18 protein-coding genes and 1 pseudogene are annotated in these 18,628 nt (G+C 69.5%); 9 read left to right on the top strand and 10 right to left on the bottom strand.

Features of this window, described 5'->3' with window-relative positions; all coding sequences use genetic code 11:
* Positions 1-1,383, top strand: a 1,383-nt coding sequence (locus tag ACSNOC_RS15960) for a tetratricopeptide repeat protein (RefSeq protein WP_436748102.1), incomplete at its 5' end; no start/stop codon positions are given.
* A gap of 481 nt (positions 1,384-1,864) precedes the next feature.
* Here ACSNOC_RS15960 and ACSNOC_RS15965 read toward each other — a convergent pair.
* A complete protein-coding gene (locus ACSNOC_RS15965) occupies positions 1,865-2,362 on the bottom strand; it encodes a hypothetical protein (RefSeq protein ID WP_436748103.1) in 498 nt (165 codons plus the stop codon).
* Positions 2,363-2,508: 146 nt separating this feature from the next.
* Here ACSNOC_RS15965 and ACSNOC_RS15970 point away from each other — a divergent pair, with 146 nt between their 5' ends.
* From ACSNOC_RS15970 to ACSNOC_RS15990, 5 genes and pseudogenes are all read left to right on the top strand, one after another.
* Entirely contained in the window at positions 2,509-2,634 is a 126-nt protein-coding gene (locus tag ACSNOC_RS15970; protein ID WP_436748104.1) for a hypothetical protein, read from the top strand.
* Positions 2,627-4,748: pseudogene (gene tap / locus ACSNOC_RS15975) on the top strand (telomere-associated protein Tap). The gene ACSNOC_RS15970 and the pseudogene tap overlap by 8 nt, the downstream one beginning before the upstream one ends.
* Positions 4,749-4,751: 3 nt before the next feature.
* Positions 4,752-5,309 (top strand): telomere-protecting terminal protein Tpg, encoded by a 558-nt coding sequence (tpg, locus tag ACSNOC_RS15980; protein WP_436748105.1) that lies wholly within the window; start codon positions 4,752-4,754, stop codon positions 5,307-5,309.
* An 81-nt stretch (positions 5,310-5,390) separates the two neighbouring features.
* Positions 5,391-5,639 carry a hypothetical protein gene (locus ACSNOC_RS15985; RefSeq protein WP_436748106.1) on the top strand — a complete coding sequence of 83 codons (249 nt, stop codon included), beginning with the start codon at positions 5,391-5,393 and terminating at the stop codon, positions 5,637-5,639.
* Positions 5,640-5,642: 3 nt separating this feature from the next.
* Positions 5,643-6,017 carry a toxin Doc gene (locus ACSNOC_RS15990; protein ID WP_436748107.1) on the top strand — a complete coding sequence of 125 codons (375 nt, stop codon included), beginning with the start codon at positions 5,643-5,645 and terminating at the stop codon, positions 6,015-6,017.
* 495 nt (positions 6,018-6,512) lie between these two features.
* On the opposite strand, the gene ACSNOC_RS15995 is transcribed toward ACSNOC_RS15990, so the two are convergent.
* From ACSNOC_RS15995 to ACSNOC_RS16005, 3 genes are all read right to left on the bottom strand, one after another.
* On the bottom strand, positions 6,513-6,701 hold the full coding sequence (locus tag ACSNOC_RS15995; protein ID WP_436748108.1) for a hypothetical protein: 189 nt from the start codon (positions 6,699-6,701) through the stop codon (positions 6,513-6,515).
* The gene (locus ACSNOC_RS16000) at positions 6,683-8,353 is read right to left on the bottom strand and encodes an IS1182 family transposase (protein ID WP_436748109.1); all 1,671 of its coding nucleotides are present in this window, start codon (positions 8,351-8,353) and stop codon (positions 6,683-6,685) included. Before ACSNOC_RS16000 ends, ACSNOC_RS15995 begins: the two co-directional genes overlap by 19 nt.
* Before the next feature lie 301 nt (positions 8,354-8,654).
* The gene (locus ACSNOC_RS16005) at positions 8,655-9,158 is read right to left on the bottom strand and encodes a hypothetical protein (protein ID WP_436748110.1); all 504 of its coding nucleotides are present in this window, start codon (positions 9,156-9,158) and stop codon (positions 8,655-8,657) included.
* A 104-nt stretch (positions 9,159-9,262) separates the two neighbouring features.
* Here ACSNOC_RS16005 and ACSNOC_RS16010 point away from each other — a divergent pair, with 104 nt between their 5' ends.
* The gene (locus ACSNOC_RS16010; RefSeq protein ID WP_436748111.1) at positions 9,263-9,442 is read left to right on the top strand and encodes a hypothetical protein; all 180 of its coding nucleotides are present in this window, start codon (positions 9,263-9,265) and stop codon (positions 9,440-9,442) included.
* 327 nt (positions 9,443-9,769) lie between these two features.
* On the opposite strand, the gene ACSNOC_RS16015 is transcribed toward ACSNOC_RS16010, so the two are convergent.
* From ACSNOC_RS16015 to ACSNOC_RS16040, 6 genes are all read right to left on the bottom strand, one after another.
* On the bottom strand, positions 9,770-10,411 hold the full coding sequence (locus ACSNOC_RS16015; RefSeq protein WP_436748112.1) for a hypothetical protein: 642 nt from the start codon (positions 10,409-10,411) through the stop codon (positions 9,770-9,772).
* A gap of 465 nt (positions 10,412-10,876) precedes the next feature.
* On the bottom strand, positions 10,877-11,728 hold the full coding sequence (locus ACSNOC_RS16020; protein WP_436748113.1) for a hypothetical protein: 852 nt from the start codon (positions 11,726-11,728) through the stop codon (positions 10,877-10,879).
* The gene (locus tag ACSNOC_RS16025) at positions 11,709-12,602 is read right to left on the bottom strand and encodes an aldo/keto reductase (protein WP_436748114.1); all 894 of its coding nucleotides are present in this window, start codon (positions 12,600-12,602) and stop codon (positions 11,709-11,711) included. The genes ACSNOC_RS16020 and ACSNOC_RS16025 overlap by 20 nt, the downstream gene beginning before the upstream one ends.
* Entirely contained in the window at positions 12,599-13,783 is a 1,185-nt protein-coding gene (locus tag ACSNOC_RS16030) for a cupin domain-containing protein (RefSeq protein ID WP_436748115.1), read from the bottom strand. The genes ACSNOC_RS16025 and ACSNOC_RS16030 overlap by 4 nt, the downstream gene beginning before the upstream one ends.
* Positions 13,784-13,802: 19 nt before the next feature.
* Positions 13,803-13,937 (bottom strand): hypothetical protein, encoded by a 135-nt coding sequence (locus tag ACSNOC_RS16035; protein WP_436748116.1) that lies wholly within the window; start codon positions 13,935-13,937, stop codon positions 13,803-13,805.
* Positions 13,938-15,106: 1,169 nt separating this feature from the next.
* Positions 15,107-16,192 carry an ornithine carbamoyltransferase gene (locus ACSNOC_RS16040; RefSeq protein WP_436748117.1) on the bottom strand — a complete coding sequence of 362 codons (1,086 nt, stop codon included), beginning with the start codon at positions 16,190-16,192 and terminating at the stop codon, positions 15,107-15,109.
* 36 nt (positions 16,193-16,228) lie between these two features.
* Here ACSNOC_RS16040 and ACSNOC_RS16045 point away from each other — a divergent pair, with 36 nt between their 5' ends.
* Entirely contained in the window at positions 16,229-17,383 is a 1,155-nt protein-coding gene (locus ACSNOC_RS16045) for a glycine amidinotransferase (RefSeq protein ID WP_436748118.1), read from the top strand.
* The gene (locus ACSNOC_RS16050) at positions 17,383-18,624 is read left to right on the top strand and encodes an ATP-grasp domain-containing protein (RefSeq protein WP_436748119.1); all 1,242 of its coding nucleotides are present in this window, start codon (positions 17,383-17,385) and stop codon (positions 18,622-18,624) included. The genes ACSNOC_RS16045 and ACSNOC_RS16050 overlap by 1 nt, the downstream gene beginning before the upstream one ends.
* The last annotated feature ends 4 nt before the right edge of the window (positions 18,625-18,628 follow it).

Genomic DNA, 18,628 nt, shown 5'->3' on the forward strand with positions numbered 1-18,628 from the left:
CTCCCCCTCCCCGACACCCGCCGCCTTCTCGACACCCTCACCAACGCACACCTCCTCGAACAAACCGCCCACGACCGCTACCAGTTCCACGACCTCCTACGCGCCTACGCCACCGACCAGACTCACCATCACGACACCGAAGAGGAACGCACCACCGCCCTAACAGGAGTACTGGACTGGTACCTCCACTCTGCATATTCCCTCTTAAGGATCACTCCACGATTCCATTTTTATCAGATCCCACTAGAGCCCTCGGAGTGCTCTTCGCCACCTCTGGTGTTTTCGGAGTATCGGGAGGGTGCGAATTGGTTCCAGCTCGAACGAAGCAATCTGGCGACCGCTGCCAGAATTGCCCATCATGCAGAAATCCATCATATTGCTTGGCAGATACCCGCGATCTTGACTTATATTTATGCAGATCACGGACTCTTTGGTGATTGGTTTTCCGCGAGTCATCTCGCTCTTGAATCGGCGCGGCGCTGTAGTAGTCAAGTGGGGGAGGCTGCTCTTCTGGAATCTCTGACTATGGCTTGCCGTCAATCTCATCGGCTCATCGAGGCCCTGGACTATGCGAACGCTGCATTACGGATCCACAAAAACCTCGGCAACTCATATGGTGAGGCTCGCACCCTCAACCTGATCGGGCTGGTACACCAGGAGGGCCACCAAATCGAAGACGCCCTTCAGGCCTACAGTCTAAGCATGAAGAATTACTCCAGAGGCAGCCATCCGGCTCTGGCCGGCACCCCAATGGCCAATCTGGGGCTCTTGTATCGAGAGATCGGCCAACCAGAAAAATCCCTCGACCTTGCTTCCCAAGCGCTGGCAGCAGCTAGGGAAGTCGGTGATCTCCATGCCGAGCATTTTGCTCTGTACGTCCAATGTGAAGCCTGCCTGGAAAAGGGTGATCCCGAGTCTGCAGCCGAGTTCTTAGGGCATGCATGGGAGATGGCCCGAGACATCGATAGCAGAGCGGTAGACGGCTACTTCTTAATTGCTCAAGGTCGGGTCGAGCAGGCTCTTGGTGACCTCAGTAAGGCGTCGATCTCTTATCGCAATGCAGTCACGCTTCATCGGCGCATTGGCGACTTGGGGCGCGAGGCTATATCTCTCGATGAATTAGGGGTGGTCTATCGGGAGCTAGGGAGAATGAGAGGTGCCGTCTATTGTCACGGGCGAGCCAGTGCAATTTTTCGCCGCATCGACGATTGGTGGCGCACGGCGGTATCTCTTGACCGCCTTGCCACTTCACTGTCTGTCACCATGGGGATTGAAGAATCCGCCCCTTTGTGGGAGGAGGCCTTATTGATTCTCGGGCGATTTAGTGATCCAACTTCGATCAAGTTGCGTCAGTCCATCAAGGAGAGTTTGAGCGATAGATAGGTATGCAGACGATCAGCGTGGGGTTTCCAGCCGGTTTTGGCTTTCGTTTCAGTGCTCGGGCCGGATATCGGCCCACGCCTTCCCCCAGGCTGCCGGACGTCCGGTGCGCCTCGTCGACCACCGCCGGCGGGATCGGTCCGGCGGCGGGCCGCGTCACGTCCACCGGCGGCCGGGGGTGCCGCGCGCGGAGGGGCGGCCGGCGCGGGACTACGTGACCGTGCGGGCCGACCACGTCGACAGCAAACGGCCAGCCGCATCCCGCGACGGCGCCGTTCCAGGTGCGCGGTGCGAACCGGCCGGGTGAGCGGGCTGGTGGGCCTGTGACGCCGTAGGTCTCGCTGGCGGCGGGTCGCGGGGCCGCCCCCGGAAGCATGGCGCTGCAGCCACGAATCCGCCGCTCTGCGCGCGGAGGACCGGTGCTGAGCGGCGAGTTCGTATCTGTTGCCCGGCGGGAACCGGAGTGGGGGCCCTGCAAGGTGGGTCAGGGCTCCTGGCCGGGGGTGTCGCCGGTTTCCTCGGTGTCGTTGCCGGTCTCGTGGTCGGGGACGGCGGTCTTTTCCGGCTCTGGAGTCCGGGCCTGTTCTTCCTTGGGCGGGGAGTCGGCTTCGCAGGTGGGGGCGCCGGGGTCCGTCTCGGGGGTTCGGTCATCCAGGATGATGGTGACCGGTTCTCCGGCCGGGGCGAGGACATCCAGCCCCGCCTTGATGCGGCCGTAGATGGTGGTGGCCAGTGCCCAGTCGCCCTCACTGCGCCCGTCGGCATGCTGGGCGTTGAACAGGCTGATCAGCACGGCGATTAACGACCGCCCGGAGACCGCGGCGGCGATGCGGTCCTGTCCCCGGTCGGTGATCCGCGGTGGCATACGGAAGTGGGGGTGCTGCCCGGCCTGGCCGGTGATGAACTCCCAGATGTCGCGGTGACAGACCAGAATGGCCGAAGAGACCCGTGCCGCCCGCAGCAACAGCGCTTTGTGGTCCACGATCGTCTGCCGCGCTGTCGCGCCGGGTGCTTCTCCGCCCTCCTCATCCGGTCCCGCTGCCGCTGGGGCGGGCGCCTCGTCTGCCTCTTCCGCCGGGTCCTGCGGCCGGGCGGCGTCGCCGGCTCGCCGCGCACTACGGCATCCCGGTGCCCGACCTGCTGGCCGGGGCGGACCACGCGGTCCGCCGCCTGCCCGCCCACCGCCGCGCCGCCGCCCTGGGCGGCACCCAGACCACGATCCCCGCCGAGGAAGGAGACCGGCACCGTGGCTGACGACTTGTTCGCGGCGGTCGACGCGCTGCTGGAGCAAGCCGCCCCGCTGCCGGAGCCTGCGGAGCGGGAGCGGCTGCGCACCGCCGCCGGGTTGACCCGGGCCGCGGTCGGCCGCGCCCTGGGCGTGGGCAGCAGCACGGTCGCCGGGTGGGAGGCGGGGCGCTCCGAGCCCTCCGGGGAGCGCCGTGCCGCGTACGCCCGCCTCCTCCAGGGCCTCGCGCAGCGCTATCCCGCGCCCGCTGCGCCGCAGGCCAGCACGCCGGAGCCGCGCGGCCGCGAGCGCGCGCCGCAGGCCTCGCCGGAGGCGCCGCCCGGCCCGGCCGTGCCGAACGGCGGCGACGTCCAGGAGCAGGAGCTCCCGCCCGCCCCGGCGACCACGGCGGCGAGCACCAGGACGACGACGTCGCGCCGGCCGGTCAAGCCCCGGGCCACGAAGGTCGGCTCGACGGCGATCGTCGCGGCCGCGGATCCGCGGTTCCCGTCCGGCCCTCTCGCGGTTCTGGACGGCGGCGGTGTCGCGTACCTGTCGGACGGCCGCACGCTGGACTGCCCGGCCGCGACGGTCGCCCAGCTCACCGAGTGGGCGCTGGCCGCAGGCCTCGGGCAGGCCCGGCTGCACCGTGCGGGCCGCGATGCCGACCCGCTGGTCGTGCTCACCGCGGCCGCCGCCGAACGCCTCGGGCTCCCCGGCCGATTGGAGGACCGGCGGGGCCTGCGGCTGGGCGAGGACCACGCGGTCGTGCGCGACCTCACCTCGGCCGGGTGGAGCCTGACGCGGCGTGGGTTCGGCCCCTGGGCGCGTGTCTACCGCCCGGTGGAGGCCGGGGGGGCGGCGGCAGTGCGTGCAGCTCGCCGTGCTCCCCTGGGACGCCCTGGACGCCCGTTCCTGGCCCGGCGCCGACCAGCTGCCCGCGCCCGAACTCGCCCGCGTGCTCGGCACCTACGCCATCCGCGTGCTGACCCCGCGCGGTTCCACGGCCGTCTGCGGGCTGGAGCTGATGACCGCGCTGCGCCCGCCGACGCAGGCGGTGCGGGATGGTGCGGGCGGCTGGACGTCCGGCCCCGTGCCCGGCTCGCTCACGCAGCCGGTGGACCCCGCGCTGCCCGAGGCGCCCGCCGAGCACCCGGTCGCGGTCGGCAGGCGGGAGGGCCAGGTCCTGGATGAGGAGGCGTACGAGTGGGTGCGCTCGCCCGAGCTGCTCACCGACGCGGAGTGCGCGCTGCCGTGGGCGGTCGGGCTCGATGTGAACATGGCGTTCGCCGCAGCCGCCAACCGCCTGACCGTGGGCCTGGGTGAGCCGCTGCACACCGACGGGCCGCGGTTCGACAAGAAGCTGCCCGGGGCCTGGCTGGTCGACCTGTCCGGCATCGAGCTGGACCCGCGCCTCCCGTCCCCGTTCACCCCGCACGGGGGCCGGCCGACGGGCCCGGCCTGGTACGCCACCCCGACCGTCGCCTACGCCGAAGAACTCGGCCACCAGGTCCGCCCGCTGGAGGCGTGGCTGCGCCCCGAGGCCGGCCCGTACCTGGACCCGTGGTACGAGCGGCTGCGCGACGCCTACCTGGCGACGATGGCCGACCTGGGCGTCACCAAGGGCCTGGACGACGCTGCGTTCCTCGAGGCGATGGCCGGCCACAAGCAGCAGGACCCGGGCCTCGCGGCGGTGCTCGCCGCCATCAAAGCGACGGTCAAGGGCGGCGTCGGGAAGCTCCGCGAACGCCCGCAAGGAGCCCGGCACAGGCCCGGCGAGCGGTGGCCGGCACTGGAGCGGGCGACATGGCGGCCCGACATCCGCGCCGCCATCATCAGCTCCGCCCGGGTCAACATGCACCGCAAAATGATGCGCATGGCCGCCGCCGGGCACTTCCCGATCGCCGTGCTGTCCGACTGCGTCGTCTACCCCAGCCCCGGCCCGTCCCCGCTCGATCTGCTGCCGCGCGACCCGAATTCCGGGAAGCCGTTGCCCGGCATTTTCCGGCTCGGTGTCAGCCCCGGCATGGTGAAATGTGAGGGTGTCAGGGAATTCTGGCAGGTCGTGGAAATGATGGAGAAGGGCGCGAATCCCGCCCCCGCCCGCCACATCAAGGACGACGATTCCGAGGGGGACGAATAGGAAATGGGTGCGATCAGCGACAGCATCGAGGCGGCGCTCGCCGGGGTGCAGACCCGGCCGCTGCCCAAGAGCGCGGCCGCGCGGATGCGCGTGGTGCTGCGCGCGGAGCGCGGCTCCACCCGCGCCGTCGCGGCCCGGCTCGGTATCTCCCTGCGCACGGTCCAGCGCTACCTCGCCGGGCAGATCCGCCGCCCCAGCCCCCGCCTGGCGAGCGTCCTGGAGCGCGAGGCGCGCCGCTCCTGGCAGCCCGGCATCCGCGCCCGCGCGATCCGCCAGGCCGCCCAAGCCGGGATCACGGTGGAGACCCGAGCCCGGTTCGGGTTCACCGCGGCCGCCGGATCCACCGACGACCCGCGCCTGCGCCGCATCACCGAGCAGCTCGACCCGGCCGACACCGCCCGCCTGCTCGCCGCCCACCAGGCGGGCGCCGACGAACAGCAGCTCCGGCAGATCCTCGGCCAGGGCCTGGGCCACGCGTACTTCCAGGACCGCGGGCACCGCGCCCAGGGCCTGGACGTCACGGTCACCGACATCGACTACCTCGACGTCGAACTCAGCTGACCAGCCTGCCCGGTACCCCGCTGATGATCCTCTGTCCTGGGGGGATTGGCAGCGGGGTACCTGACGGCTACCGTTGTGAGTATGCCAGCTCTCAACATCGAGTTCAGCGAGGCGGAGCTCGAGGCGCTCCGCGCCATCGCCACCGAGCGCGGGGTGACCCTCAAGGCCCTGGTCCGCGAGGCCACCACCGCCGACATCGAGCGCCACCGCGCCCTGAAGGAAGGCGCCCAGGTCTTCCGCACCTTCTTCGACAGCCACGCGGAGGAGTTCGCCGCGGCGTTCCCCGACGACGAGCAGCAGCTCCCCGGCACCGGGACGCAGGCCGCCTGACCCATGCCCGTGATCTACATCGACGTGCCCTGGCTCCTCCAGCGCCACGAAGAGGTCCTGCCCAAGCAACCGACCGTCTCCGACTTCTCCGCCCTGGTCGCCGCCGTGGCCCGCCACCGCGTCGACCCGCCCCGCCTGGGCACCGACTCCGACCCCGCCTGGCGCGCCGCCGCCCTGCTCCACACCCTCGCCCTCCTCAAGCCGCTGCCGGCCGCCAACGTGCGCTTCGCCTGCTCCACGGCCGTGGCGTACATGCACATCTCCGGCGAAGGCATCGACCCGCCCTACGGCGCCCTGGTCGACCTCGCCCGGGAGGTCCTGGACGGCCGCGCCGACATCTACGCCGCCGCCGACCGCATCCGTTCCTGGCGCATCTGACAGGCCGCTGCCGCCGGGGCCGCGACTCGGTGCGGGTTTACCCCCGGAGCCGGGCCCTGACGACGCGCGCAGCGGCGTGCTGGAGCCCGGCTCCCGGAAGTGCCGGAACGCTCGGGTACGGCCATGCTCCGCGGCTCCCGACCGTCCCGGCGGCCAAGCCGTTCCGGACGGGCACCGGGGGCCCACCACCCTTGCGTCGGCCGCCGGCGAAGCGGCCGGGTGGGCACGCGATCCGGGGCTTCGGGACCGTCTGCCTCATCCCCCGGGGACACGACCCCCGGAGTTCGGCGCCATCGTGGTCTGACGCTGCGGTGGTGACCCGCTGTCCCTCACGCCCGACGACGCCAGCCGTACCCCGGCGCCGTCATGGAAGGAGCTGACCACACCGCCCCGCACGCGCATCCGCGCGAGCCCGAGGACACCGGGATTCCACCCGCGCGGGGGACTGCTGGAGGGCGGCTCGTTGACGGCGGCCCGGACCAGACAGGGCAACAGCTAGTCGGTGTGGATGATGGTGACCACCGAGACGGTCAGCACACCGGAGCTGACCCAGTACACGGTCACGGTGCCGGCCAGCGCGGCCTGGCGGCGGTCGGTGTTCCCGCCCAGCGCCTTGCCATGGGCGTAAGTAGGTGACGCTGTCGGGGATCTTGAGATGCGAAGGTTCAGCTGGTTGCGCGCCATGACCGCGGCCGGGAGATGCCCTGCCAGTCGAGGAAGTCATGCAAGGCGGTCGCGGAGCGTGGCTGGCGTTTCGGCGTGGGCGGGAGTTGGGCGCTGATCCGTTCGAGGTTGACGGCGATGGCGGTGAGGACGTGCTGGACGTGGGCTTTGCCCTTGCTTCGGTAGCGGCTCTGGCGCATGCCGTGGCCGTGGACGAACTCGTTGATCGTGCTTTCCACGCCGGCGCGCATCGCGTACCGCTCTTTCCACTCGGGTGTCTGCTGCTCGGCCCGCGCCTCGGCCTGGACCTCGTAGAGATGGCGGGGGAAGAACGACAGCAGGCGGTAGCTGCCGGGGGTGCAGTCCGTCTTGATCGGGCACTGACCGCAGTCGGCTTTGGAGAACTTCACTCTGATCTTGGGGGCGACGGAGGGCGGAGCCGCCCACTGACTGCTCGTCTTGCCTCCCGGGCAGGTCACCTCTTGCCGCTCCCAGTCGATATCGAAGGCGTCGCGGGAGAACGTGGCTCCCGTGCGGGGACGGCGGGTGGGCTTAGCTCTGACCGGCCCGACCAGGGCGACCTCATCTTCACGGGCCACACGGTCCCGGACTTCGACGGAGGTGTAGCCTCCGTCGACCAGGTGCTCGGCGGGCAGCAGGTTCCGGCGCCGCAGGCGGGAGTGGATGGTGGGCAGGGCCCTGATGTCGTAGACCGTGGCCGGGGTGGTGGTCACGTCCGTGATGATGTTGACCGCGTCGTCGTCGCAGGTCTCGGTGACGTGCGCCAGGAAGCCTTTCCACCGGGTGTCGTTGCGGCGGGCGTAGCGCGCGGTCAGGTCGTAGGGCGAGACGATGGCCATGGCCGAGGGCGGCAGGCCGGACTCTCCGGCGACCCGCCACTGGACGCGACCGCGGTCGTCGACCAGGTAGTTCTGGAGGAAGATGTGCCGCAGGGCCTGGATCTGCTGCCCCTCCCACAGCCGGGACAAGTAGGTGCGCACGTAGCGCAGCAGCAGGTAGACGTCGTCGCCGGTGTTCTTGATGCGGGTCTTGGGGTGGGTGGGGTTCTTCCCGAGCCGGGCAGCGCGTCCGTAGCGTCGGCCCCAGTCGTCGGTGACCAGGCCGATCAGCTCCTGCGGGGCGCGGTGGGCGAGTTCCTCCAACGCGGCGCGTATCGCCTCGGTGACCAGCTCCAGACGGGTGAGGTCCCGGACAGCAGCCACGATGTGGGTGGAGTCGGTGCGCTGCCGACCGCGCTCCTTGACCAGCCCGACCGCCTTGATCCGCTCCAGCGCGAGGTCCAGGAGTTGGTCGGCCCGGCCACCCTCGGCCAGGCGATCGCGGAAGTCAGTCAGGACGCTGTGGTGGAAGCCGGGGTCGTCCAGTTCCATGCCCAGGGCGTACTTGAAGTCGATCCGGCAGCGAACCGCCTCGGCGGCCTGCCGGTCTGACAGCTCCATCAGGAACTGCAACACGCACACGGTAGCCAGCTGAGCCGGGGACAGGCCTGGCTTGCCGTCCCGGGGGTACCACTCGGCGAAGTCCTCGTCGCTCCACAATCCGTCCAGGTGATCACGGATTGCCATGGCGGTGGTGCCTCTGGGGTTGCAGGCCCGAGCGACTCGCGCTGTCAGTTCCGGGATCTCCGAGCCGGCACGGAGACGGACGCACATGCGATCACCTCTGGTGGCGTGGACTAACGACCAGTCAGCGTCTCACTCCAGCGGCGTCGCATGGCGCGATTCCTCGAAGCCGCCACCGGACGAACAACGTCGACGTGGAGTCCTGTCCCATCAGTAACGAATGTCGCGTTCGCAGAGGCGTTGCGCGCGGACTCCTCGGCGATCCACACGTCGAGAAGCTGACGCCACAGGCTCGCGAACAGGGACAACTCAGAACAGTCGAGGCCCCAGGAGCTCAGGTGACCCTGTACCTCAACCTGCGAATTCCAAGATCCCCGACAGCGTCACTCACTCAGGCGTCGTCGAAGGCGATGGGGAACAGCCCGTCGTCCCTGGCTGGGCTGGCGTTGGCGATGCGGGTGAGGAGGAGGTGGAGGCGGTCGGCGGTGCCGGGCGGCCAGGGCTGGCGGAGTTCGCCGGTGGCGGGGTCGAGTTCGCCGCGCCACTGGGCGACGCGGTCGCGTACCTGCCCGGGCCAGCGGCCGCTGAGGTCCAGCGGGCCGGTGCCCGCTACGCGCCGGACGCCGAGGCGGGCCGGGTGCCCCAGAGCCGCGAGGCGTTCGAGGACGGGCGTCAGCTCATCGGCGGTCCACCCCAGGAGGGTCCGCCCGCCCAGGGTCTTGGTGAGGGCAGCGGTGCCCTCCTCGGGCGGGAGGGCGTTTTCGGGGGCGCCGGGGGTGCGCGGTCCGGCCAGGCGCACCAGGACGTCGACCAGGCGGCCGGGCGTTGTCCACGGCGGTGACGCGCGCGGCCAGCGGCGGACGCCGCCGCCCAGAGGCGGTCGGCGGCGCCTCAAGCACCTCGGCCCACACGACGGCGAGCTGCGGGTCGGCGAGTACCTCGCCCGCCCAGGCAGCGAGTTCAGCGCGGCGTTCGCGCAACTCGGCCTGGAAGGTGGCGATGCGTTCGATCCGCGTGCACATCAGGCACAGATGCCGGCCGTCCTCCCGCTCGGTCAAGGGCTGCTGGCAGTGCGCCCCGCATGCGCCGCAGACGCGCACCGTCGCGGTGGCGCGGCGGGCCGCGGCCGCCAGCTGCCCCGCGGACGCCGTCGTGGGCACCGACTCCGCCACCGAGTAGAGCTCGAATTCCGTCTTCTTGCCGCGCCAGTCCCGCCCGGCCACGAAGCCCCGGACCGGGCCGTCCGGCTCCCGCGGCAGATCCGCCCGGGCGAGTTGCGACTTCGAGGCCAGTGTCCAGGGCACCTCGCCCCACCACCCGTACGACACCGGCTCCTCCTGGCCCTGTCCGGCCCCGCCCGCCTCGTTCACCTGCTGCGGCAAACCCATGGACACCACGCCCTTCCCGTCCCGGCACAGCGGCGCATCCGCCGTGCCGCAACCGACGACGGTAGCCCCCTGACGACACGTCACGCAACCACCGAATAGGGCTGTGACCAGGAAGGATCTAGCTTGCAAACCGTCTTTCGAACTCGGGTGCGGCGGCCAGGGCACGGGCGATCCCGGCCCGCCAGATCGTCCCGACCGTGGTGACCTGGGCGGCCAGGCGCTCGTACTCGGCCAGCGCCTCGTCCTCGTGCTCCGTGCGGAACGCCCGGGTGGGCAGCGCGTCCGGGTAGCGGTCGCGCCAGTCACGCAACTGCCCGATCGCCTCGGCGGAGGTGTGCCAGCACCCGCCCCGCACGGTGCCCACCACCGTCGCGGGGAGCCGCAGCGGCACCTTCTCCGGCCAGGCCCCGTCCCTCGAGCCGGGCCAGCGGCCCGGCAGCAGCGCCTCCGCCGGCACCGGCGGCCACCTCCGGTTCCAGCCCCGCTCGGCCAGCTCCGCCCGCACCCCGAACGTCACCAGGGCGTCGAGGGTGTCCACGAGCTCGCCGCGCTGGCGCAGCCGGGCCTTGTGCCGCTGCCACGCCGCCCGCCGCTCAGCGGCCTCCCGGCCGGCCAGGCCGTCGGTGTCCCACCGCTCTTCCCGCGCCAGGGCCCTCGCCCGCCGCCGCTCCGCGGCGAGCAGGGGCTTCAGCGCGGTCAGCCGCTCCCTGGTGCCGTAGGGGACGCGGGCGGTGACGGAGATGGTGCCTGCCTTGCTCATGGGCCTCATCATGCCGCCGCCGGCTTGCAAGCCGTCCACTTCGAGCCCGGCCGCAGTGCTGGGACTTGCTCCCCGCCGGGGGCTGCGGCGCGGTGACGTCGATGGCGGCCCCGGGGGGCCAGCACCGGGCCGTGGCGGGTCGGTCACCTACCCGGCCGCGACCGCCCGCGCCGCCACCGCCTTCGCTGCCACCGTGACGCTGTTCACCGCCCTTGCTGCCCTTGCCACCTCCCTGTGAGACCCGCTGGCAGCTCGCCGCCGACACTGCGGAGGCCGGCACAGACCCCGCGCCGGAGGCCCCGGCTCAGACCATCCGCTCATGTCTCCCGGCGGCCGGGGCACCTGCCCGGACGACCGAGATTCTCGGGTGCGGCCAGCGCACCAAAGGTGAAGGAAGGGGCGGGAGTTGCTGGGGAGCGGTCCCTGGTGCCAGGGGAGGCTCCGGGGCCGGGCGAGGAGGGGGGATCAGGCAATTGCTGGATCCGAGGTCGGAGGACGGACCCCGGTCAGTTCCTCCGCGCGCTGCCGCAGGAGAGGGGCCAACTCGACGTACCAGCCGCGACCGACGGCCTGGAGCATTTCGGCGAGAGCGATCTGTTCACCGATCCGGCCAGCGGGAGTGTCGAGGATGTGGGCGAACTCGGCGCGGATGCGGTCGGCGACATCGGGGACGCGGAGGCTGTTGACGTAGAGCATGGCGGGGTCATAGCCGACAGGGACGGCGCCCCAGCGCTCCCAATCTAGGATGACGAGGGGATCGTGGGTGAGGTTGGCCCACTGGAGATCGGCATGGCCGGTGATCCGTTCAGCGATGGCTGGCGCGGGGATGCCCAGGAACTCCGGGAATACGCGATCTGCCCAGGACTGCCGGATTGTCTCGCGGGGCGGTTCGGCGGTGCTGAGGGCATCCAAGCTCTCCCGCAGTGTCATCCACCAGGAGTCCGGCAGCCCTGGGTCCTCGGTGAGGTCGGGCGTTTCCGGTGAGATGACGGGCTGGGCGATGTAGTCGATTAGCTCTGCCTCGAAGACGTACTCTCCACCGTCCCAGCGGTACAGGTGGTGGAGATGCGGGCGGGAGACCTTGTCGGACACCCGCTCCTCGGCAAGCGCGATGCCTTCGTTCCGATGGGTGGGAGTCTTGGACGCCTCACCGCAGTGGACGCGGAGCCAGAGGCCGCCCTCAGTGCGGCTGCCGATGGTGCGGCCCAGCCAGCCCCACGCCGGTGCTCCGGTCGTCTTGGTGGACAGCCTGGCGGCGGCGTGCGCCAAGGCGTCCTCCATGCGGGTCCTGGTGGTCTCATCCTTGGGCGAGTACATCGGTGACCTTCCTGAGGTGGCCCGGATTGAGCGGGGAGGTGATGGCGTTCTTGGCGGCGCTCCAGTGTGGCGCGGTGCCGGCCGACACCAGTACCACGTCCAGACTGGGGCAGGAGGCTGCGGCGAGTAGGCAGGCGGCGGCAGGTGAGGCACCAGGGCGGATGAACTCGGCGAGTTCGGGGGTGACGAGCGCGGGCAGCTCGCCGCCGTGCAGGGGAGAGGAGCCGAAGGTGATCAGGCCGGATGCACGAGCTTGGGCGACAGGGCCCCGGCCGTCGAGGGCGAGAGCGATCGGCCGCGCCATGACGAGGCTGACCGGCTGCTGGATAGCTCGCAGGTGGTGTTCACTCGAACCAGCGGCCTCCCTGGCCAGGCCTAGGAGTTCGGATACGGTAAAGACGTCGTGCAAGAAGCCCGACCAGGTGGCCAACCCGTATCCGCCGATCCGGCCCGCGCTGGCGAACTCTTCCAGGACGGCGAACACCTCACGAAGCCCCGCATGCAGGTCCACGAGGTCGAGGTGGGCGCGTTCCGGGTTATGGACGAACACGAGGTTGGCCCGGCCGAGCGAAGCCAGTGAACGTTCCGTCTGCCAGCGGGCGAAGGCCGGGTCGAGGCTATGGCCGACGGCTACCTGTTCCGAGGTGAGGAGCCCGGCCCGGTGTGCCGCTTCCCCCTCCGTCCTGGTGAAGAAGCCGGTCTTCGTCGCGACCATGGCCTGCGGGTGGGTGGCGATGACGGGACCGAGTACCCGGTGTGCATCGGCGTAGTTGGGGGCGGTGTCGATCCACACCAACCCGTCGCCGCACGCGGTGCGCGCCGCTTGTTCGACGGCGCGCACCCGGTACGTCCCCAGCCCGAGGGATGCGGTCACGTGGAGCCCCCAACCACAGCGACAGCCTGACCGGAGACCAGCGCGGTGACGACTTCCGCCGCCTGCCCGAGAGTGAGATCGGATTCGGCAGCTAAGTCCGCGAGGGTGACCAGCCCTCCTTCCGCCAAGAGACGAAGCGCCGGGGCAACGGGGAGGGCGAAGGTCCACTCGTTCCCGGCGCCAGCGAACATCACCGCCTGGTCGTTCTGGTGGATGCGGGCACGGGGAGCAGTGAGCCGGACGGTGATCCCCGGATCCGGCGGAACTGCGGTGAGGTGCGGTAGCGACAAGCGCGGGCGGCCGGGGTGGGTGGTGTCCAGTGATCTCTCCCAACGATCGAAGACCATCGGATCCTCCAGAGCGGCCAGCACCTCCTTCCGCAGAAGGGATAAGTAGTCCGTCCGCTCCTCCGCCGTACCGAAGCGCGGAACGTCGGCCCGGACGGTCGTGCTGGCCCGAAGGTCGTCGCAGAGCCAGCCTAGGAACTCGGCGCCGGTGTGCGTGGCGAGTCCGAAGGTGAGGTGTAGCGAGGTGGTTCCCTGGTCGGCGCTCACGGCATGCCACCAGCCGCGCGGTAGATAGAGGACGTCGCCGGGCGCCAGAACGATGTCCGCGATCGGGGCGCCCGTCGGGATTTCGGGTGCTTCTACGTCGCGCCAGGCGGGGGCCTGGCGGGTGGGACCGTAGATCTTCCAGCGCTTGGAACCTTCAAGCTGGAGCACCACCACGTCGTGGTCGTCCCAGTGGGTGCCAAAGCCTTCCTCGGCGGTCCACGAGGCGTACGCGTTGACCTGCACGGGGGTCCGGAGGAACCGCTCAAGGCCGACGGCGGCTTCCCTAACGGGCGGGTGGATCTGGTCGATCGCGTCGATGACGAGGGACGCGCCCTCGGCGAGCCGGGCGTGGAACTCGGCGGGCTGGGGCTGGTACCAGGACACCCCGCGACGGTTGGTGCGGAGAATGGAGTACGCCGTGACGGGGATCGCTTCACCGGCGCGGGAGAGCCGCATCCGAGGCGGTTCGAGCCGGTGGGCGGCCACAATCTCGTTCAGCTCATCCCAGGTCAGCGGCGTGGGGGCAGTGGTGCCGTTGGAACGGATCACTTTGTGGGCACGGAAGTACGTCTGGGCGAGGAACGTGTCCCCGCCCAGACGCTCGGCCCACGATGCAGAGTCAATCATCGTGGGTCTCCTTGGTTGATCACGTGTCGTTCATGTCCGACTTGCCGCCGGTGTTGTCCGAGGCTTCCTCCGCGCGCGAGCGGGCCGCAGTGATCCGGCGGACACCGATCAGCAGACCGCTGTTCTGCTCAGTGGGTGGTGTGTCCTCGTTCATCCCATCCTCCTTCCTGATCTCGAAGGGCCCGCCGGGGTTCCGGTGGGAGATCTGTGAGTCAGCTCCCGGGCTATCCGGCCGCGGCCAGAGTGACCACCAGGACGCTGAAGGCGACGACGTAGAGGAGGACGGCGAGTTGCTGGCGCCGACACGGGATGCGTTCGGTCAACCGCTTTCCAGGCTGAAGGGCCCTCTGCTACCCACTCCGCCCCACCGTCCTCCGGCCAGTGCCTGTTGTCCCTGCGCGGTATCGATCAGTTGTGCCCACGCGAGCTCGGCGACGCCGTCGTTCACTCCTGCGCCGGCGCCAGACACCACCAGCTGTACGGCGCTCATCGCCTGCTCGACAGGACCCATGATCACCCCCGGTTTCCATACCCTTCCCTAAAGTAGCCGCATGGCAGGTAGTTTTTGGAGCTCGCTGAGGTGATCACCTCTCGGCATAGACCCCGCAGATATGCATCTCCCGCCTTACTCCGCCCAGCAACGTTGCTGGCGTCCGCCGTTCTGCGGTGAGCAGGGGTTTGAGTGCGGTGAGCCGCTCGCGGGTGCCGTGGGCCACGCGGGCGGTGTGACAGGCTGCAGGAGAGTGTCAGTTGGGCATCGTCATTTGAGTGTCAGTGGCGCAGGTACTGCGACCTGGTGGTTGACACTGACGGATGGTGTTCACTTGGTGCTGACATGAGTGACGAAAGGCCATGTCATTCTCATGCCGACTGCTACGTGGCGCTCGCCGACTCTGTGCCTGCCATGCAGGAGGTGCCTTCCTTGCCGAAGGTAGCTCCAGCCGGAAGGGGGCAGACAGGACAGTCAGGGGGCCTCTGGCCAAGGACAGCCCAGCAGGACGTCAGTCAGTGATCGGGTCACGACCACCGGGGACCCGCGTACCACTATGACTGTCGGTGATCGTGGAGATGGGTCACCGCCGGAGGCGGCCTTGCCGTTGAAGAGCAGCGCCAGGTCGAGCCCGTCGAAGGACGCCGTCGCCGAATCCTCGACGGCGACCTCGGTGCCGTTCCATGAGGGTGCGCCCGGCCGACTGGGCGAAGGCAAAGTAGCGGATCTCGTCGACCCGAAGTGCTTGCTGTTCGAGCAGCCGCCTCACGACCCCACCGACCAGCCCCCTTGCCGCGAAGACCCCGACCGGCACGGCCGAACGTCCATACCGGTCAGCCGGTCGGCGTCGGTGCAGGGAGTACCCACTGCAGGGCGGCGGCTGCGGCCGACGCCTTGTGCTGCGCCTGCCGACGGACGAGGGACAGCGGCCCATCGAGCACGTCGGACTCGACCTCCTGGCCGCGCACGGCGGGGAGGTCGTGGAGGAACACTGCGTCGGTGTCCCCCGAGAAGCTCGCCATCGTCGCCCGGGTGATGCGGAACGGGGCGAAGCGCTCCTCCCAGCCGGGGTCGTCGTGGGGCACCCCCATCGACTGCCACCGCGTCGTGTAGACCGCGTCCACCGGATCGGGCCGCCGGGGTAGCTCGTGGCACTGCCGTATCGGGTCGCCGTCGGGCCGCCGCCCATTCAGCGCCTCCAGCTCCTCCGGTGGGAAGCCGTAGCCCTCTGGGCAGTAGATGTCGAGGCGCATCTCCGGCGTCCCGACCACCAGGTGGGCCAACGAGCGGGCGGTGTTGTTGGCCTCGCCCAGGTAGGCGAGATGCAGCGCCGTCGTCCGACCGAAGTGATCCAGGAGCGCGCAGGCATCGGCGATCGCCTGGGTCGGGTGCTCCTCGTGGGTCACCGCGTTGATGGTAGCGGGCAGCTCGCTTGCCAGCGCTTCGAGCTCGATCTGCGGGCCGTTCGTCCGCACTACGGCGGCATCAAGGTGGTGCGCCAGCACCATCCCGGTGTCTGCCCACGTCTCGCCCGTGGCGACCTGCAGATCGGACGCGCCGAAGTACAGGGTGTGGCACCCGAGCCGGACCGCTGCGCTCCAGAACGACGAACGGGTGCGGGTGGACGGCGCCGTGAAGATGAGCGCCACCCTCGCTCCGACCAGCCGGTCTGTCCACCGTTGGGGATCGGTGCCGTAGTAGTGGGCGGCCGTCACAACGGCAGCCAACTCGTCCGGCGTGAGCGTGGCGAGTGTCAGAAGCGGCCGCCGGACAGGACCAAGGACCATATCGTCGAGAGTAGCAACGCTTGTTTGCTCACGCACCCGAAATTTCCCGTAGCCGAAGCACACGACGTACTGGTAACGTTCCCGGCGGCTCCAGCTGGGGGGACTGTCGGCGGCCGGGGCTTTCTTTGTCATTGTGAAGGCACCTAAGCGTACGTTCTGGGGAACGATGTGAGGCTGCACAGTTACGATGAGTGGTCGCCGCTACGGGAGATCATCCTGGGGTCGGCCTCGGGCTACCGAGAGCAGGCCCGTGACCTCTCCTTCGACCTCTTCTTCTACGACAACCTCGTCCATGACAACCCGAAGACGCACCGTGGCTACTACCCACGGCTCGCCGCCGATGGCGAGTCGACGCCGGTGCAGAAGGCGTCGACGACGGTGGCCATCAAGCAGCGCTACGTGGACGAGCTGTACGAGGACGTCGAAGGGATGGTCAAGGCGCTTGAGTCCCTCGGCGTGCGCGTTCGCCGGCCGATGGACATCCACGAGGGAGCGACGCAGTTCACCACGCCTGCATGGTCGGCCGCTGCCCTGCCACCCCTGAACGTTCGGGACAACACGTTGATCCTGGGCGACGAGATCATCGAGACGCCACCGATGATGCGCTCGCGCTACTTCGAGACGCAGTTCCTGAAGCCGCTCTTCATGGAGTACTTCGAGCACGGCGCCCGGTGGACGGTCATGCCCCGGCCGTGGATGACCGACCGCTCCTTCGACCTTTCCTACGCAGAGGAGGTCGGCGGGATGGAGATCGTGCCCACCATCAACGACTCCCCCTACGACGTCGGCATCGAGATGCTCTTCGACGCCGCGCAGTGCCTGCGGTTCGGTCGAGACCTCCTGGTCAACATCTCGACGGCGAACCACCTCCTAGCGTGCGAATGGTTGGAGCGCCACCTGGAGGGCCGCCTCACGATCCACCGGATGCACCGGCTGACCGACAGCCACATCGACAGCGCGGTGCTCCCCCTGCGACCGGGCACGCTGTTGATCCGCTCCCGGCGGGTCCTCGACTACCTGCCCCCCGCCCTCCGGAAGTGGGACGTCATCGAGGCGCCGGAGCCGAACGCGCAGAATTTCCCCCAGTACGACGACGACGATGTCGTCCTCACCAGCCCGTACATCGACCTTAACGTGCTGTCGATCGACGAGCGCACCGTTATGGTCAACGACTCCTGCCCGGAGCTGAGCCGTGCGCTGGAACGGCACGGCTTCGATGTCGTGCCCGTACGTCATCGCCATAGGCGGTTGTTCGGCGGCGGCCTCCACTGCTTCACCCTGGACACCGTTCGCGACGGAGGGATGGAGGACTATTTATCGTGATGAATCCACCTCGTGTAGCCATCGTCGATGGCTACAGCACCACCACGTTCCTCCTTGCGGCCTTGCGCGAGCGGGGAGTGCAGTGCGTCCACGTCCGGAGCCAGAGCGACACGCCCGAGTTCCTGGCCCGATCGTTCGAACCCGACGCCTACCTGGCCGACCTGGGCCACCAGGGCGACATCGAGCACTTAGTCGACGAACTCCGCGCCATCGGCGTAGCGCGGGTGGTGCCGGGTCTGGAGCGCGGGGTCATCCTGGCCTACGAGTTGAACCACCGCCTCGGCCTGCCCAGCAACGAGTTACCCATGGCCAGGGCGTGGCGGGACAAGTACATCATGGCCGCTGCCCTGCAAGCCAAGGGGCTGGACGCGCCCCGCAGCGCGCTGGTCGACGACAGCACCGACTCCGTCGCGTGGTTCGACGCCCAGGGCGGCCGCCCGGTCGTGGTTAAGCCGACGGCCAGCGCCGGCACCGACGGGGTGCGCATCTGCCGGACCGCCGACGATGTCATCGAGGCCTCGATCGCCATCCTCTCCCGCCCCAATATCTACGGGCAGAAGAACGCCTCGGTGCTCGTCCAGGAACGTCTCGACGGCGTCGAGCACATCGTCAACACGGTGTCCGTCGACGGCGTCCACAAGATCTCCGATGTCTGGGTCTCGAACAAGCGGGTCGAAGCCACCGGCCTGCCGTTCTACGACTACCAGGACGCCGTGCCGGTCGACGACGCCCTCGCGACCGTCGTCCACTACGTGAAGGACGCGCTCACCGCCCTCGGCATTCGGAATGGCGCGGCCCACACCGAGCTGATGGTCACCGACCGCGGTCCGGTGCTGATCGAGACCGGCGCCCGCTTGATGGGTAGCTCGATGCCGAATCTGACGTACCGGTGCACCGGCGTGTCCCACGTCCACCTGCTCTGCACAGCGCTGTGCGATCCAGCCGGGTTTGACCGCTACGACGAGACGGAGGTCGTGCACTCGGAGCGCATGCGTTACGTCTGGCTGTCCAACCAGCTGGCCTGCGCCCGTGGCGCGGGCGCGTGGCGGGACGAGTTCGCCGCCCTGCCGACGTTCGCGGCGCTCTCGACGTTCGCCATTTCCCCGGACACCGTCCCCCAGACCGTCGACACCATCACCTCACCCGGGCTGGTCGCCCTTATTGGCGACAACGCCGCCGACCTCGACCGCGACCACCGCGCCATCCGCGCACTCGAAGCCGACAACCTCTACGCCCGATGACGGG

This window comes from Streptomyces sp. URMC 129, assembly GCF_051386415.1.
Taxonomy (GTDB): domain Bacteria; phylum Actinomycetota; class Actinomycetes; order Streptomycetales; family Streptomycetaceae; genus Streptomyces.

Bases quoted from the DNA above. Each gene is read 5' to 3' on its own strand.
- tpg (WP_436748105.1), top strand. From the start codon at position 4,752: ATGGGTGCGATCAGCGACAGCATCGAGGCGGCGCTCGCCGGGGTGCAG.
- ACSNOC_RS15985 (WP_436748106.1), top strand. From the start codon at position 5,391: ATGCCAGCTCTCAACATCGAGTTCAGCGAGGCGGAGCTCGAGGCGCTC.
- ACSNOC_RS15990 (WP_436748107.1), top strand. From the start codon at position 5,643: ATGCCCGTGATCTACATCGACGTGCCCTGGCTCCTCCAGCGCCACGAA.
- ACSNOC_RS15995 (WP_436748108.1), bottom strand. From the start codon at position 6,701: ATGGCGCGCAACCAGCTGAACCTTCGCATCTCAAGATCCCCGACAGCG.
- ACSNOC_RS16000 (WP_436748109.1), bottom strand. From the start codon at position 8,353: ATGTGCGTCCGTCTCCGTGCCGGCTCGGAGATCCCGGAACTGACAGCG.
- ACSNOC_RS16010 (WP_436748111.1), top strand. From the start codon at position 9,263: ATGCGTTCGATCCGCGTGCACATCAGGCACAGATGCCGGCCGTCCTCC.
- ACSNOC_RS16015 (WP_436748112.1), bottom strand. From the start codon at position 10,411: ATGAGCAAGGCAGGCACCATCTCCGTCACCGCCCGCGTCCCCTACGGC.
- ACSNOC_RS16020 (WP_436748113.1), bottom strand. From the start codon at position 11,728: ATGTACTCGCCCAAGGATGAGACCACCAGGACCCGCATGGAGGACGCC.
- ACSNOC_RS16030 (WP_436748115.1), bottom strand. From the start codon at position 13,783: ATGATTGACTCTGCATCGTGGGCCGAGCGTCTGGGCGGGGACACGTTC.
- ACSNOC_RS16035 (WP_436748116.1), bottom strand. From the start codon at position 13,937: ATGAACGAGGACACACCACCCACTGAGCAGAACAGCGGTCTGCTGATC.
- ACSNOC_RS16040 (WP_436748117.1), bottom strand. From the start codon at position 16,192: ATGACAAAGAAAGCCCCGGCCGCCGACAGTCCCCCCAGCTGGAGCCGC.
- ACSNOC_RS16050 (WP_436748119.1), top strand. From the start codon at position 17,383: ATGAATCCACCTCGTGTAGCCATCGTCGATGGCTACAGCACCACCACG.